Source organism: Streptomyces sp. TS71-3 (assembly GCF_018327685.1).
Classification (GTDB): Bacteria; Actinomycetota; Actinomycetes; order Streptomycetales; family Streptomycetaceae; genus Streptomyces.
This window is the reverse complement of the sequence record NZ_BNEL01000001.1, coordinates 4,323,783-4,337,592: the sequence shown is the minus strand read 5'-3', so window position 1 is coordinate 4,337,592 and position 13,810 is coordinate 4,323,783. Positions and strand designations below refer to the sequence as shown.

The window sequence follows — 13,810 nt, the reverse complement described above, 5'->3', positions numbered from 1 at the left end:
CCGCCCAGGTCCGGGGGCGGCGGGAGAGGCGCGGGGAGGAGGCGCGGAACGGCCGCCCACCCGAAAGCGCCCCTCCCGCCGCCCTCAGCCGGGGACCACCGCCCGCGCGAGCCACGTGCCGACCGTGGCGCGCGGGGCGCTGTCGGGTGGGCGGCGGCACGGGTGGACGGTGTTGGCGAGCAGGACGGCGAAGGTGTCGGTGGCGCGGTCCAGGACCAGCGACGTGCCGGTGAACCCGGTGTGCCCCGCCGCGCCCCGTCCGGAGAGCTCGCCCATGAACCAGGGCTGGTCGGTGCGGAACCCTAGTCCGGGCGGTGCCAGCATCAGGTCGACGGAGTCGGGGGCGAGGATCCGCGCCGTCCCGTAGGCGCCCCCGGCGAGGATCGCGCGGCAGAACACCGCGAGGTCGCGGCCCGTCGAGAACAGCCCGGCGTGGCCGGCGACCCCGCCGAGCGCCCAGGCGTTCTCGTCGTGCACCTCGCCGCTCAGCATCCCCCGGTCCGCCTTGGCCCACGGCCGCCGCTGGTCCTCGGTGGCCGCGGCGCCGGGGCAGGGCCCGAACCCGGTGGCCGTCATGCCGAGCGGCCGGGTGATGCCCTCCCGGACCAGCACGTCCAGCGGGCGCCGGGTGACCCGCTCCAGAGCGTGCTGTAACAGCAGCATGTTGACGTCCGAGTAGAGGTACCGGCCGGGCTCGGCCACCGGTTCCTGGGCGCGCAGGGCCGCGAGCCGGGCCGTGTCGTCCGGCAGGTCGTACAGCGGCAGTTCCGGGGGCAGCCCGGAGGTGTGCAGTAACAGCTGCCGCACGGTGATGCGGTGTTCGGCGGCGGCCCGGAACTCCGGCAGGTACGTGCCGACGCGTGCGTCGACGCCGAGCGCGCCCCGTTCGATCTGCTGCATCACGGCGACCGTCGTGAACAGCTTGGTGAGCGAGGCCAGGTCGAACGGAGTGCCGGTGCGCATCGGACGCCACCGGCCGGCAGGCAGCTCGACGCCCCTGTCCGTCCGCGGGTCGTAGGCGCGGTACCGCTCGGCCCAGCCGAACGCCTCCTCGACCGCGATCACCGGCCCGCGTCCCGCCAGCAGCACGGCGCCCGCACACCAGGGCCGGTCCCCGGTGTGCAGGTCGCGTACCCCGTGCACCATCCGGCGCAGCGCGCCGGGGTCGAGCCCGGCGCGCTCGGGCGGTGCCAGGCGTAGCCGAGGCGTGCTCAGCGCTCCACCTCCCCGGGGCCGGCGACCGACGGGACCTCACCCGCCGCCCGCGCCACCTGCCGGGCAGCCCGCGGTTCGTGCACCGCGGGCGCGGACGGCGTCCCTTCCGGGGCGCCCACCGGCCGCGTCCACAGGGACCGGCGCACCGGGCGGGTCACCTGTGCGGGTTCCCGGCCCGCCGCGAAGTGCCGCCAGGGCCGGCACAGGCCGAGGAAGCAGCCGAAGGCCACCAGCGAGGCGGCCACCTGGACGACGGCCATCGGCACGGCGGTGCGCTCGCCCGCCACCCCGACCAGCGGCGAGGCCACCGCGCCGATGAGGAACTGCGAGGTGCCCAGCAGCGCGGAGGCGGAGCCCGCCGCGTGCGGGGTGCGCATCAGCGCGAGGGCGTTGGTGTTCGGCAGGGCCAGGCCCATCGCGGACATCAGCACGAAGAGCGCGGCGGCGATCGGCACCAGGCCGACGGGTCCGAGGACGCCGCTGGTCATCAGCAGCAGCGCCGCCGCCGCGAGCGTGATCAGGGTGAGCCCCACGCCCAGCACCTTGTCCAGGCTGACCCGGCCGACGAGGACCTTGCCGTTGAGCTGCCCCATGGCGACGAGCCCGATCGAGTTGAGGCAGAAGACGAGTGAGTACGTCTGCGCGGAGGCCCCGTAGATCTCCTGGATCACGTAGGGCGAGGCGCTGATGTAGGCGAACAGCGCCGCGAACGCGAACCCGCCCGCGATCATGTAGCCGCTGAAGACCCGGTCGGCGATGAGCCCCCGCATGGTGCGCAGCGCCCCGCCGACCCCGCCGCCCTGGCGCCGTTCCGGGTCGAGGGTCTCCGGGAGCCTGAACCAGACGACGGCGGTGAGCAGGGTGCCGACCACGGTGAGGATGTAGAAGACGCCCCGCCAGTCCGTCACCCGCAGCACCTGGGCGCCGATGATCGGGGCGACGATGGGCGCGACCCCCGATATCAGCATCAGGGTGGAGAAGAACCGCGCCATGGCCACCCCGTCGTAGAGGTCGCGGACCACGGCGCGTGCGATGACGATGCCGGCGGCGCCCGCCAGGCCCTGGGCGAGCCGGAAGGTGACGAGCAGCTCGATGGTGGGCGCGAACGCGCAGGCGGCGGTGGCGAGGATGTAGACGAGGAGGCCGACCAGGAGGGGGCGCCTGCGGCCCCACTTGTCGCTCATCGGCCCCACCACGAGCTGGCCCAGGGCCATTCCGGCGAGGCAGGTGGTGAGCGTGAGCTGCACGGTGGCGGCGGGCGCGTGCAGCGAGTCGGTGACCTCCGGGAGCGACGGGAGGTACATGTCCATGGACAGCGCCGGTACGGCGGTCAGCCCGCCGAGGATGAGGGTGACCAGCAGGCCGGTGCGGCGCAGTGCCGCGGGCGCGATGCCGCCTCGGGCGGCTTGCCGGGGTGCGGGCGCCGGACGCGGATGCGCGTCCTGCGCGGTGGGTATGTGGCCTTGCGGCCCGTGGTCGTCCCGCGTGGTGCGGCCACGCTCGGACATGGGTCCTCCCCTTCGTCGAATAGGGCTCCATGTTCTCAGTTCGAGCATGCGGGCGGGGAACGAGTTCTTCGCGGTGGAGGCCGTCGTTCGTGGGCCGGGCGAGGGGTGGACGGTCCGTGCGGGTGGGGCCGTCGTAGGCTCAGGCGACCGGACCGCACGGTTCCGGCGGCACGCAGAGGGAGAGGCACGGCTGTGGAGCAGGTGCGGTGGGGTGTGCTGGCGACCGGCGGGATCGCGGCGAAGTTCGCCCAGGACCTCGTGGAGATGCCGGACGCGGACGTGGTGGCGGTGGCCTCGCGCAGCGAGGGGCCTGCCCGGGAGTTCGCCGAGCGGTTCGGGATACCGAAGGCGTACGGCGACTGGGCGTCGCTCGCCAAGGACGACGAGGTGGACGTGGTCTACGTCGCCACCCCGCACTCGGCGCACCGGGCGGCCGCCGGGCTCTGCCTGGAGGCGGGCCGGGCGGTCCTGTGTGAGAAACCCCTCACGATGAACGAGCGGGAGGCGGCCGAGCTGGTCGCGCTGGCCCGCCGGCACCGCACCTTCCTGATGGAGGGGATGTGGACGTACCTCAACCCCCTGATCCGCCGGGCGAGACTGCTCGTCGACGACGGGGCGATCGGCGAGGTCCACGCGGTGCACGCCGACTTCGGGATCACCGGCGACTTCGCGCCGGAGCACCGGATGCGCAACCCCGAGCTGGGCGGCGGGGCACTCCTCGACCTGGGCGTCTACCCGGTGTCGTTCGCGCATCTGCTGCTGGGTGAGCCCGCGGATCTGGTGGCGAGCGCGACGCTCTCGGACGAGGGCGTCGACCTGCGGACCACGGCGGTGCTCGGGTACGAGAGCGGTGCCCAGGCCGTGGTGCACTGCGCGCTCGACGCGAGCAGCCCGGTGAGCGCCGTGATCTCCGGCGACCGGGGCCGCATCGAGATCCCGCACGGCTTCTTCCACCCCGACCGGTTCGTGCTCTACCGCGACGGCCACGACCCCGAGGAGCACACCCTCGACCCGGCGGACGGCCACCGCTCCACGTTCCGGCACGAGGCGGCCGAGGTGATGCGCTGCCTGCGGGCGGGCGAGACCGAGTCCCCGCTCGTGCCGCTGGAGGGCTCCCTCGCGGTGATGCGCACGCTCGACGCGATACGGGAGCGGATCGGGGTCGTCTACCCGGGCGAGGCGGCGCGCTGACGCGCGGGTCGGCCGGCACGTCTGTTGGGGGCTTGTGCGGGTGCCGCTAACGCGGCCCTGCGGGTCGCCACCACCTGAAGTGGGTGGTTCCCGTCGCGCCTGGACCATCGGTGAGTGGGGCTTCTCGCTCCCCCACTGCCTTGAAGGCGTGGGAGGTACCCCCATCCCCGCGCCCCTTCTGGGTGGCCCCCAACGGGACACCACGTACTCTCCGTTCCCATGGACGAGAGGCCGAGCAGGACCGCGGTGATCACAGGCGCCGGTTCCGGGATCGGGCGCGCGGTCGCCCTGGAGTTGCTGGCCGGTGGCTGGTCGGTGGCGCTGGCCGGGCGGCGGCCCGAGGCCCTGGAGGAGACGGCGGCGCTGGCCGGTGGGAACGCTCCGGCCGTGCTGTGCGTCCGCACGGACGTGACACGCCCCGCCGAGGTGGACGCGCTGTTCGCCGCGGCGCGGGACGGGTTCGGCCGGCTCGACCTGCTCTTCAACAACGCGGGCACCTTCGGCCCGGCCGGCGTCGCCACCGAGGAGCTGTCCTACGACGCCTGGCGGCACGTCGTCGACACCAACCTGAACGGCGCGTTCCTCTGCGCCCAGGCGGCGTTCCGGCAGATGAAGGAGCAGGACCCGCAGGGCGGCCGGATCATCAACAACGGTTCCGTCTCCGCGCACGCTCCCCGCCCGCGGTCGATCGCCTACACGGCGACCAAGCACGCGCTGACGGGGCTCACCAAGTCGCTCTCCCTGGACGGCCGCCCGTACCGGATCGCGTGCGGCCAGATAGACATCGGAAACGCCGCGACCGAGATGACCGAGCGGATGCAGCGGGGGGTGCCCCAGGCGAACGGGCAGGTGGCCGCCGAGCCGGTGATGGACGTCCGCGACGTGGCCCGCACCGTCCGGCACATGGCGGAACTGCCCCTGGAGGCCAACGTGCAGTTCGCGACGGTGCTGGCGACGGCCATGCCGTACGTGGGCCGGGGCTGACGCCCGCGCCGCCCGCCGCGCCCGCCACCCGTACGGCCGAGACGGCACGGTGCGGGGGCCGGGACCGTGCGACGGTTGAGGCGCATGCACCAGAGGCACCCGGCGCATGGCGGTGCCGCGTGCGCCGTCAGGAGGAGGTACCGCGAGCGATGTGTGTCGACAGACGTGACGTGGGACTGCTGATGCTGCGCCTCGGGACCGGTGCCGTGCTGATGTCCCACGGCACGCAGAAGCTCTTCGGCTGGTTCGGCGGCGGGGGTGTCGAGGGCACGGCGCAGTTCATGGAATCGATCCAGTACAAGCCGGGCACGGTCAGCGCGCTGGCGTCGGGCGTCGCGGAGACCGGCGGCGGGGCGCTGCTGGCGATGGGGCTCGCCACCCCGGCCGCGGGTGCGGCGGCGGCGGGCGGCATGGCCGGCGCGGCCGCGGTCCACGCGCCCAACGGCTTCTTCAACACGTCCGGGGGTCTGGAGCTCCCGGCCGTCATGGGCCTGATCACCACGAGTCTGGCGGTGATGGGACCCGGCCGGCTCTCCCTGGACCACGTCATCGGCCACACCCTCAACCGCGACTGGATGGTCCCCGCCGCCCTCGGCGTCGTCTCGGCCGCGGCGGCCGTGGTGGTGGGCGCGCGCCAGCGGCGGCTGGCGGCGGCCCAGGCGGAGGAGAGCGCGGGGGACTCCGGCGACGGCGAGTGAGCGGCTTCCCCGGGACGCGGGATCGGGCGCGTCCCGGCGTCCCGGCGTCCCGAGCAACGCCTTGTCCGATGTCCCGGGCGGACCGGGGAGCGCCTCGCCTCGGACGGAGGCACATCCCGGACGGGGGTACATCCCGGACGGGGGTACATCCCGGACAGGAGCCCGCCGCGACGCAAGCGCGCCGTGACGCGGGCGCCCGGGAGGATCAGGCCTGCCCCGGCTCCACCAGCTCGCCGGCGAGCATGTCCATCAGCAGGCCGTCGCGCACCGTCCCGTCGTCCCTGCGCTCGTACTCGCGCATCACGCCCACCGGGCGGAATCCGAGCTTCTGGTAGAGGCTGATGGCGGGTTCGTTGTCCGTCGCGGGGTCGATCGTCAGGCGGTGGTGGCCGTCCACCTCGAAGAGGTAGTGGGCGAGGACGTAGAGGGCGGCGCTGCCGATGCCCTTGCGGTGCCAGTCGGGGTGGACGGCGATGTCCAGGCCGGCGTGCCGGAAGTCCCGGGTGGTCTCCTCCCATGCCTGCACGATGCCGACGACGGGCGATTCCGTGCCGTTCTCGGACGCGCCGTTCTCGGGGCGCTGCTCGATGGCGTAGCTGCGCACGCCGGCGGGGGGCGCGCAGGCCTCGTCGGCCTCCTCCTCGGGATCGCCCCACCAGCGGGCGACCTCCGGGCAGCCCAGGATCTCCAGGAAGCGCTCCCGGTCCCCCGCCCTGGCCGGGCGCAACCGTACGCCAAGCCCCTCGATCATGTGCATCGCCGACACCCTCCGCCTAGCCGATGCGACGATCCTAATGTCCTGCGGCCACCGTCCCCCGCCGGGTCCTTGACGGCCCGTCAGCAGTTCGGGGGACCGTCTACCAGCCGTGCACGGAGAACGGCTCGCCCTTGAGATAGTGGGCGATACCGAGGGCGTTGTACGGCATCGTGTGGGCGGGGAGCTGGTCCGCACGGTGCCAGGCGAGGCCGGCGCACTTGTGGGGCTCGGCGTTGACGGGCTCGCCGAGCCACTGGGACGTGGCGAAGAACCAGCCGACGCGGACGTCGTCGGCGGTGTTGCGGTGCTGCATCACATGGACGAGGCGCAGGGCCGGCTCGTCGATGCGGATCCCCGTCTCCTCGCGGGCCTCGCGGACGGCGGCCTCAAGGACGCTCTCCCCGGGCTCGACCTTGCCGCTGGGGAGGTTCAGCATGCCGTCCCCGAATCCTGTGCCGGAGCGCTCGGCGAGCAGGATGCTGCCGTCGCTGCGCTCCAGAATGATCATGACATCGATGACGGTGTGCGGCGCCACATATCCCTCCGGCGATTGCGTGCCGTACGACCCTAACGGCCACCGCCCCGTGCCTCTCGACGCCTCCGAGGACACCGCCCTGTGACCTGACCCACACCTGCGTCAGGCGAGCGTCAAGAGTCGGACCACCCCCGTATAGGACGCATCAAGAGCCCTTAACCAGGCAGAGGCGGCGATGTTTGCTCTTCTGGGCCAGACGGCCTGATATCACCCTCTCTTCCCCCACTCCCGCGACCCGGCGAAGGGCTGATCGCATGCCCGACCGCACCACCCCGGCGCCCGGCCCGCGTCCGTCGCCGGCGAACCCGGCTCCGGCGCGCCCCGGGTCCGCTCCCGGCCACCACGCCCCGCCCGGCGGCGGCCCCGTCCTGTACGGGCGCCCCCGGCCGCAGGGCGGCGCGATCCCGTACCCGCGCGGCACGAGCAGTGCGGGTCTGCACGCCCACGGCAGGAAAGGCGGCACACCGATGCCCCGGGTACTGGTGGTGGAGGACGACCCGCAGCTCGTGCGCGCGCTGCGGATCAATCTCCAGGTGCGCACCTTCGAGGTCCAGGAGGCCCGCGACGGGCGCACCGCGCTGCGGCTGGCCGCGGCCCACGAGCCCGACGTGATCGTCCTCGACCTGGGACTGCCGGACATGGACGGCGTCGACGTGATCAGGGGCCTGCGGCGCTCGCCGAGCCAGGTGCCGATCCTGGTGCTCTCCGCGCGGCACACCTCGGAGGACAAGGTGCGCGCCCTGGACGCGGGCGCCGACGACTACGTCACCAAGCCGTTCAGCATGGACGAGCTGCTGGCCAGGCTCCGCGCCGCCACCCGGCGGCGCCAGTCCCCGGCCGAGAGCGACGAGGCGGTCACGGTGACCACCGACGAGTTCACGATCGACCTGGCGGCGAAGAAGGTGCACCGCGGGGGCCGCACCGTGCGGCTCACCCCCACCGAGTGGCACCTGCTGGAGATCCTCGTCGACAACCCCGGACGGCTGGTCACCCAGCGCCGGCTGCTCCAGGAGGTGTGGGGGCCCACCTACGCCGCGCACAGCAACTACCTGCGGGTCTACATGGCCCAGCTGCGACGCAAGCTGGAGCGCGACCCCGCACGCCCCCGGTACCTGATCACCGAGCCGGGCATGGGGTACCGCTTCGAGCCCTGACGGGCCGGAGGGGGCGCGCCCCCGAGTGGGCTCTCACGGGCTTCTGGCGGGCGTCTGGCGGGCTTCGAAACTGGCCTCTGACTGGCTTCTGACTGGCCTCTGACTGGCTTCTGACAGGGGGAACGGAAAGGCGGCACCCATGGGACGCGGCAGGCTTCGGATCTATCTCGGTGCGGCGCCGGGTGTGGGGAAGACGTACGCGATGTTGGCGGAGGCGCACCGTCGGCTGGAGCGTGGCACGGATGTGGTGGTGGGGGTGGTGGAGCACCATGGGCGGCCGCGTACCGAGGTGATGGTGCAGGGCCTGGAGGCGGTGCCGCGTCGGGAGGTGGCCTACCGGGACTGCTCGTTCGCGGAGTTGGATGTGGATGCGGTGCTGGCGCGGGATCCGGCCGTGGTGTTGGTGGATGAGTTGGCGCACGGCAATGTGCCGGGCTCTGCTCGTGCCAAGCGGTGGCAGGACGTGGAGGTGTTGCTGGGGGCGGGGGTGGATGTGATCTCCACGGTGAATATCCAGCATCTGGAGTCGCTGGGTGATGTGGTGGAGTCGATCACGGGGGTGCGTCAGTTGGAGACGGTGCCTGATGAGGTGGTGCGGCGGGCGGATCAGATCGAGTTGGTGGATATGGATCCGCAGGCGCTGCGGCGGCGTATGGCGCACGGCAACATCTACCGGCCTGATCGTGTGGATGCGGCGTTGTCGCATTATTTTCGGCCGGGGAATCTGACGGCGTTGCGTGAGTTGGCGTTGTTGTGGGTGGCGGATCGGGTGGATGAGTGTCTCCAGCGGTATCGCGGGGAGCATGGCATCCGTTCGACGTGGGGGGCGCGTGAGCGGATCGTGGTGGGTCTGACGGGTGGTCCCGAGGGGCGGACGTTGATCCGGCGTGCGGTGCGGCTGGCGGAGAAGGGGGCCGGTGGGGAGGTCCTGGCGGTGCACGTCTCGCACAGTGACGGGTTGACGGCTGCTTCGCCGAAGGAGCTGGTGGTGCAGCGGGCGCTGGTGGAGGAGCTGGGGGGCACGTTCCATCATGTGATCGGCGAGGACGTGCCCGAAGCCCTCCTCGCCTTCGCCCGCGGACACAACGCCACCCAGATCGTCCTCGGCGTCAGCAGGCGCAAGCCCTGGCACCACCTGCTGGGCCCCGGCGCCAGCGCCACCGTCGCGCGGGAGTGCGGACCCGACCTGGACGTGCACATGGTCACCCACGCGGAGGCGGCCAAGGGCCGGGGGCTGCCGGTGCCGCGCGGGACGCGGCTCGGCCGCTCCCGCACCATCTGGGGGTGGGTGGCCGGTGTCGCGATGCCCGTGCTGCTCACCCTTGTGCTGCGGGACGGGGCGCCCGGCCTCGGGCTCGCCAACGACATGCTGCTCTTCCTCACCTGCACCGTCGCCGCCGCCCTGCTCGGCGGGCTGCTGCCCGCACTGGCGTCGGCGGCGTTCGGCTCGCTGCTGCTGAACTACTGGTTCACACCGCCGCTGCACCAGCTGACGGTGGCGGATCCCAAGAACATCGTCGCCATCGCGATCTTCGTCGGGGTGGGGGTGTCCGTGGCCTCGGTGGTGGACCTGGCGGCCCGGCGGACCCAGCAGGCGGCGAGACTGCGCGCCGAGTCGCAGGTGCTGTCCTCCCTGGCCGGGAACGTGCTGCGCGGCGAGGACTCGCTCCACGCGCTGATGGAGCGGCTGCGGGAGACGTTCGCCATGGACGGCGTGACGCTGCTGGAGCGGGCCGGCGAGAAGGCGGCGTGGTCGGCGGTGTCCTCGGTCGGCACCGGCCCCGTGGGGCGCCCCGAGGACGCGGACGTGGACCTGCCCGTGGGGGAGCACCTGGCACTCGCGCTCTCCGGCCGGGTGCTGCCCGCCGAGGACCGCCGCGTGCTCGCCGCGTTCGCCGCCCAGGCCGCCGTCGTGCTGGACCGCCAGCGGCTGGCCGGCGAGGCCGCGCAGGCCCGCACCCTCGCCGAGGGCAACCGCATCCGCACCGCCCTGCTCGCCGCCGTCAGCCACGACCTGCGCACCCCGCTCGCCGGCATCAAGGCGTCGGTGACCTCCCTGCGCTCCGGGGACGTCGAGTGGTCGCCCCGCGACCGTGCCGAACTGCTCGCCGGGATCGAGGACGGCGCGGACCGGCTCGACCACCTCGTGGGCAACCTCCTCGACATGTCCCGCCTGCAGACCGGCACCGTCACGCCGCTGATCGGCTCGGCGGGGCTCGACGAGGTGGTCCCGATGGCGCTGGGAGGGGTGCCGCCCGGCAGCGTCCGGCTCGACATCCCCGAGATCCTGCCGATGGTGTCCGTGGACCGGGGCCTGCTGGAGCGCGCGGTCGCCAACGTCGTGGAGAACGCGGTCAAGTACAGCCCGCCGGACCGTCCCGTGCACGTCTCGGCCAGCGCGCTCGGCGACCGGGTCGAGCTGCGGGTGGTCGACCGCGGCCCCGGTGTGCCCGATGACGCCAAGGACCGCATCTTCGAGCCGTTCCAGCGGCACGGCGACGCCCCCCGCGGCGAGGGCGTGGGCCTCGGCCTCGCGGTGGCCCGCGGCTTCACGGAGGCCAACGCCGGCACGCTCACCGCCGAGGACACCCCCGGCGGCGGCCTCACGATGGTCCTCACCCTCCCCTCCACGACGGACACCCCGCAGAAACGGGCACCACTTCGGGAGTCGGCGGTGAGCTGAGCATGGCGGCGGTCGCCTGCGGTGCGGGCTCCCCTGTGAGGGAACGCGCCGCAGGCGCGCCCTGAAGGGGCGCGGGGAACTGCGCGAGCAACCACTACGGGCGGAGAGCCGCGACTGAAACCGCAGCGGGCTCCCCCGTAGCGGAACGCGCCGCAGGCGCGCCTGAAGGGGCGCGGGGCCGTATCGATCCCCGGCTCCGCCGCGCGGGCGCGAGCAACCAGGACGCACCTGCACGGCCCCACCGGGCGAACCCCCATGGCGCAGAGAACCATACGAACCCCCGGTTGACACACCCTCACCCACGGCGAATCCTGGAGGCTTGGAGAGCGCTCTCCAGCCACAGCAGCTCCCCAACCACAGCAGCTCCCCCAGGACGGCAGGAGGCCGGATGACGGACGCAGAGCCGGAGCAGCTGCTGGAGCGGCTACTGGAGAAGCTCGACCTGACGCAGAAGGTCGCGCTCCTCACCGGCGCGACAACGTGGCGCACCGCCCCGGAACCGTCCATCGGCCTGGCCGAGATGACCTTCTCGGACGGCCCCGCCGGAGTCCGCGGCGAGGAGTGGGACGAGCGCCGCACCTCCGTCCTCCTCCCCTCCCCCACCGCCCTCGCCGCAACCTGGCACCCCCCACTCGCCACCGAACTGGGCGCCCTGCTGGCCGCCGAGGCCCGCCGCAAGGGCGTCGACGCCGTACTCGCCCCGACACTCAACCTGCACCGCTCCCCGCTGGGCGGCCGGCACTTCGAGTGCTTCTCCGAGGACCCGCTGCTGACGGGCGCGATCGGGGCGGCACTGGTCCGCGGCCTCCAGGACGCGGGAGTGGCCGCCACGGCGAAGCACTTCGTGGCCAACGACTCCGAGGCGGACCGGCTCACCGTCGACGTACGGGTCCCGGAACGCGTGCTCCGGGAGGTGTACCTGGCACCGTTCGAGGCCGCGGTGGAGGCCGGCGTCTGGCTGGTGATGTCCGCCTACAACCGGGTGAACGGCACCACGATGTCGGCCAGTCCGCTGCTCGCCGACCCGCTCAAACAGGAGTGGGGCTTCGACGGTGTCGCCGTCTCCGACTGGGGCGCCGTGCGCAGCACCGCCGGCCCGGCCGCCGCCGCTCTCGACCTCGCCATGCCGGGCCCCGAAGGCCCCTGGGGCGACGCGCTGGCCACCGCGGTCAGGGACGGGCGGGTGCCCGAGGAAGCGGTCGACGAGAAGGTCCGGCGCCTGCTCCGGCTCGCCCGCCGGGTGGGCGCCCTCGGGGCGCTCCGACCCACCGGAGGGGAAGCCGCACACATGGCGGCCGGCACGGCACCGGTCACCAGGCCCGTGGTAGCGCCGAACCCCGCGACCACAGCACCGACCGCAACCGCAACCACGCCCGACGCCGCGGCACCGGAAGCCGCACCGGAAGCCCCGGCTCCGGAACCCCCGGCACCGGAGGCTCCCGCTCGCCCGGCCACCCCCGGGGCGCACGCCCCGGTCCGCGCGCTGCTGCGGCGTGCCGCGAGCGCCGGCACCGTGCTGCTGCGCAACACCGGCCTGCTCCCGCTCGATCCCGCCGGCATCCGGGCGCTCGCCGTCATCGGGCGGCACGCGGCGAGCCCGCGCGCCCAGGGCGGCGGCAGCGCGGAGGTGTTCCCCGACCGGGTGGTGGCCCCGCTGGACGGCATCCGCTCGGCCCTGCCCGCCGCCACGTGCATCGTGCACGCCCCGGGACCCGAACTCGGCGCGCCCCCGGCTCCCCTGGACGGCACGCTCGCCCGCGACCCGCTGACCGGCGGGCCCGGCGTGCGGCTGCGGGTCCTGGACGCCGCGGGCCGGGCGCTGTTCTCCGAGCACCGGCTCTCCGGGAGGATCCTGGAACCCCACCTGGTGCCCGGCGCCCGCACCGTGGAACTGTCCGCCCGCTGCACACCTCTCCGGGCGGGCGAGTGGACGTTCGGCGTGGCCGGGTTCGGGCGGATGACGCTCACCGTGGACGGTGTGCCCCTCGTCGACGGCGACTTCCCCCGGGAGACCGACGACCCGTCACAGGTGCACGTCCGCCCGCCCAGGCAGCAGGGCCGGATCGCCCTGGCGGCGGGCCGCCCGGTCACCGTCGTCGCCCGCCGCGAGTTGGCCGAGGACACCGGGCGGGCCACGGTCCTGTCCGCCGCGCCGCCCCCGGCGGACGACACGGCGGCCCTGGACGCCGCGGTCTGTGCCGCGCGGCGCGCCGACGCCGCCGTGCTGGTCGTCGGCACCACCGAGGAGAGCGAGGCGGAGGGCCGCGACCGCACCGGGCTCGACCTGCCCGGCCGCCAGGACGAGCTGGTCCGCGCGGTGCTGGAAGCCCAGCCGCGCACCGTGGTCTGCGTCAACTCCGGTGGCCCGCTCGCCCTGCCCTGGCACGCCGCGGCCCCCGCGCTGATGCTCACCTGGTTCCCCGGCGGCGAGGGCGGGCACGCGCTCGCGGACGTGCTGTTCGGCCGGGTGGAGCCAGGCGGCCGGCTCCCCACCACCTGGGGCACCGCCCTGGCCGACGTCCCCGTGCACGGCACCCGCCCCTCCCCCGGCGGCGTCCTCGCCTACACCGAGGGCCTGCACATCGGCCACCGCGCCTGGCTCCGCTCGAAAGCCGCCCCGGCCTACTGGTTCGGGCACGGCCTCGGCTACACCACCTGGGCGTACGAGGCGCTGGTGACGCCGGACGGGCCGGTGGCGGACGGCACGCAGGCACGGGTACCGGTCCGGGTACGGGTCCGCGTGCGCAACACCGGACGGCGGGCCGGGCGCGAGGTGGTGCAGGTGTACCTGGCCAGGCACGGTTCCGCGGTGGAGCGCCCGGTGCGCTGGCTCGCCGGGTTCACGGAGGTCACCGCGGCACCCGGCGAGGCGGTGACGGCGGAGGTGCCGGTGCCCCACCGCGCGCTGCGGCACTGGTCGCAGGAGGAACAGGGGTGGCGGGTGGAGCCGGGCACGTTCACCGTCCTGGTGGGGCGGTCGGCGGGGGACATCCTGCTGAGGGGAGAGCTGGTCGTACGCTAGCGGCTCGTCACGCAGCCTTGGCCGAGAAAGCGGTCCGGATGCGGAACGGATGCGGTCCGGATG

The 13,810-nt window shown here is 74.0% G+C and carries 10 protein-coding genes; 6 read left to right on the top strand and 4 right to left on the bottom strand.

The window, feature by feature from the left end; all coding sequences use genetic code 11:
* Positions 1 to 84: 84 nt before the first annotated feature.
* Together Sm713_RS17535 and Sm713_RS17530 are read right to left on the bottom strand one after the other, a co-directional pair.
* Complete coding sequence (locus tag Sm713_RS17535) at positions 85 to 1,146, bottom strand: serine hydrolase (protein ID WP_212910538.1); 1,062 nt, start codon at positions 1,144 to 1,146, stop codon at positions 85 to 87.
* Positions 1,147 to 1,211: 65 nt separating this feature from the next.
* Entirely contained in the window at positions 1,212 to 2,723 is a 1,512-nt protein-coding gene (locus Sm713_RS17530; RefSeq protein WP_212910537.1) for a multidrug effflux MFS transporter, read from the bottom strand.
* Positions 2,724 to 2,915: 192 nt separating this feature from the next.
* On the opposite strand from Sm713_RS17530, the gene Sm713_RS17525 reads away from it, so the two are divergent.
* From Sm713_RS17525 to Sm713_RS17515, 3 genes are all read left to right on the top strand, one after another.
* Entirely contained in the window at positions 2,916 to 3,914 is a 999-nt protein-coding gene (locus Sm713_RS17525) for a Gfo/Idh/MocA family protein (RefSeq protein WP_249416345.1), read from the top strand.
* Positions 3,915 to 4,133: 219 nt separating this feature from the next.
* A complete protein-coding gene (locus Sm713_RS17520) occupies positions 4,134 to 4,898 on the top strand; it encodes an SDR family oxidoreductase (RefSeq protein ID WP_212910535.1) in 765 nt (254 codons plus the stop codon).
* A 149-nt stretch (positions 4,899 to 5,047) separates the two neighbouring features.
* Positions 5,048 to 5,596 (top strand): DoxX family protein, encoded by a 549-nt coding sequence (locus tag Sm713_RS17515; protein ID WP_212910534.1) that lies wholly within the window; start codon positions 5,048 to 5,050, stop codon positions 5,594 to 5,596.
* Between the two features lie 205 nt (positions 5,597 to 5,801).
* Here Sm713_RS17515 and Sm713_RS17510 read toward each other — a convergent pair whose 3' ends face one another.
* Together Sm713_RS17510 and Sm713_RS17505 are read right to left on the bottom strand one after the other, a co-directional pair.
* The gene (locus Sm713_RS17510) at positions 5,802 to 6,353 is read right to left on the bottom strand and encodes a GNAT family N-acetyltransferase (protein ID WP_212910533.1); all 552 of its coding nucleotides are present in this window, start codon (positions 6,351 to 6,353) and stop codon (positions 5,802 to 5,804) included.
* A 100-nt stretch (positions 6,354 to 6,453) separates the two neighbouring features.
* Positions 6,454 to 6,888: an NUDIX domain-containing protein gene (locus Sm713_RS17505; RefSeq protein ID WP_212910532.1), complete on the bottom strand. Its 435-nt coding sequence runs from the start codon at positions 6,886 to 6,888 to the stop codon at positions 6,454 to 6,456.
* Between the two features lie 467 nt (positions 6,889 to 7,355).
* Here Sm713_RS17505 and Sm713_RS17500 point away from each other — a divergent pair, with 467 nt between their 5' ends.
* The 3 genes from Sm713_RS17500 to Sm713_RS17490 all read left to right on the top strand — a co-directional run bounded on the left by Sm713_RS17500 (position 7,356) and on the right by Sm713_RS17490 (position 13,747).
* Positions 7,356 to 8,042: a response regulator gene (locus Sm713_RS17500; RefSeq protein WP_212912074.1), complete on the top strand. Its 687-nt coding sequence runs from the start codon at positions 7,356 to 7,358 to the stop codon at positions 8,040 to 8,042.
* Between the two features lie 139 nt (positions 8,043 to 8,181).
* The gene (locus Sm713_RS17495) at positions 8,182 to 10,725 is read left to right on the top strand and encodes an ATP-binding protein (RefSeq protein ID WP_212910531.1); all 2,544 of its coding nucleotides are present in this window, start codon (positions 8,182 to 8,184) and stop codon (positions 10,723 to 10,725) included.
* Positions 10,726 to 11,113: 388 nt separating this feature from the next.
* A complete protein-coding gene (locus Sm713_RS17490) occupies positions 11,114 to 13,747 on the top strand; it encodes a glycoside hydrolase family 3 C-terminal domain-containing protein (RefSeq protein WP_212910530.1) in 2,634 nt (877 codons plus the stop codon).
* Positions 13,748 to 13,810 lie beyond the last annotated feature (63 nt).

What these genes read in the sequence shown, in the direction of transcription:
- Sm713_RS17535 (WP_212910538.1), bottom strand. Translation starts at nt 1,146, where the DNA reads ATGGTGCACGGGGTACGCGACCTGCACACCGGGGACCGGCCCTGGTGT.
- Sm713_RS17530 (WP_212910537.1), bottom strand. Translation starts at nt 2,723, where the DNA reads ATGTCCGAGCGTGGCCGCACCACGCGGGACGACCACGGGCCGCAAGGC.
- Sm713_RS17520 (WP_212910535.1), top strand. Translation starts at nt 4,134, where the DNA reads ATGGACGAGAGGCCGAGCAGGACCGCGGTGATCACAGGCGCCGGTTCC.
- Sm713_RS17515 (WP_212910534.1), top strand. Translation starts at nt 5,048, where the DNA reads ATGTGTGTCGACAGACGTGACGTGGGACTGCTGATGCTGCGCCTCGGG.
- Sm713_RS17510 (WP_212910533.1), bottom strand. Translation starts at nt 6,353, where the DNA reads ATGCACATGATCGAGGGGCTTGGCGTACGGTTGCGCCCGGCCAGGGCG.
- Sm713_RS17500 (WP_212912074.1), top strand. Translation starts at nt 7,356, where the DNA reads ATGCCCCGGGTACTGGTGGTGGAGGACGACCCGCAGCTCGTGCGCGCG.
- Sm713_RS17495 (WP_212910531.1), top strand. Translation starts at nt 8,182, where the DNA reads ATGGGACGCGGCAGGCTTCGGATCTATCTCGGTGCGGCGCCGGGTGTG.
- Sm713_RS17490 (WP_212910530.1), top strand. Translation starts at nt 11,114, where the DNA reads ATGACGGACGCAGAGCCGGAGCAGCTGCTGGAGCGGCTACTGGAGAAG.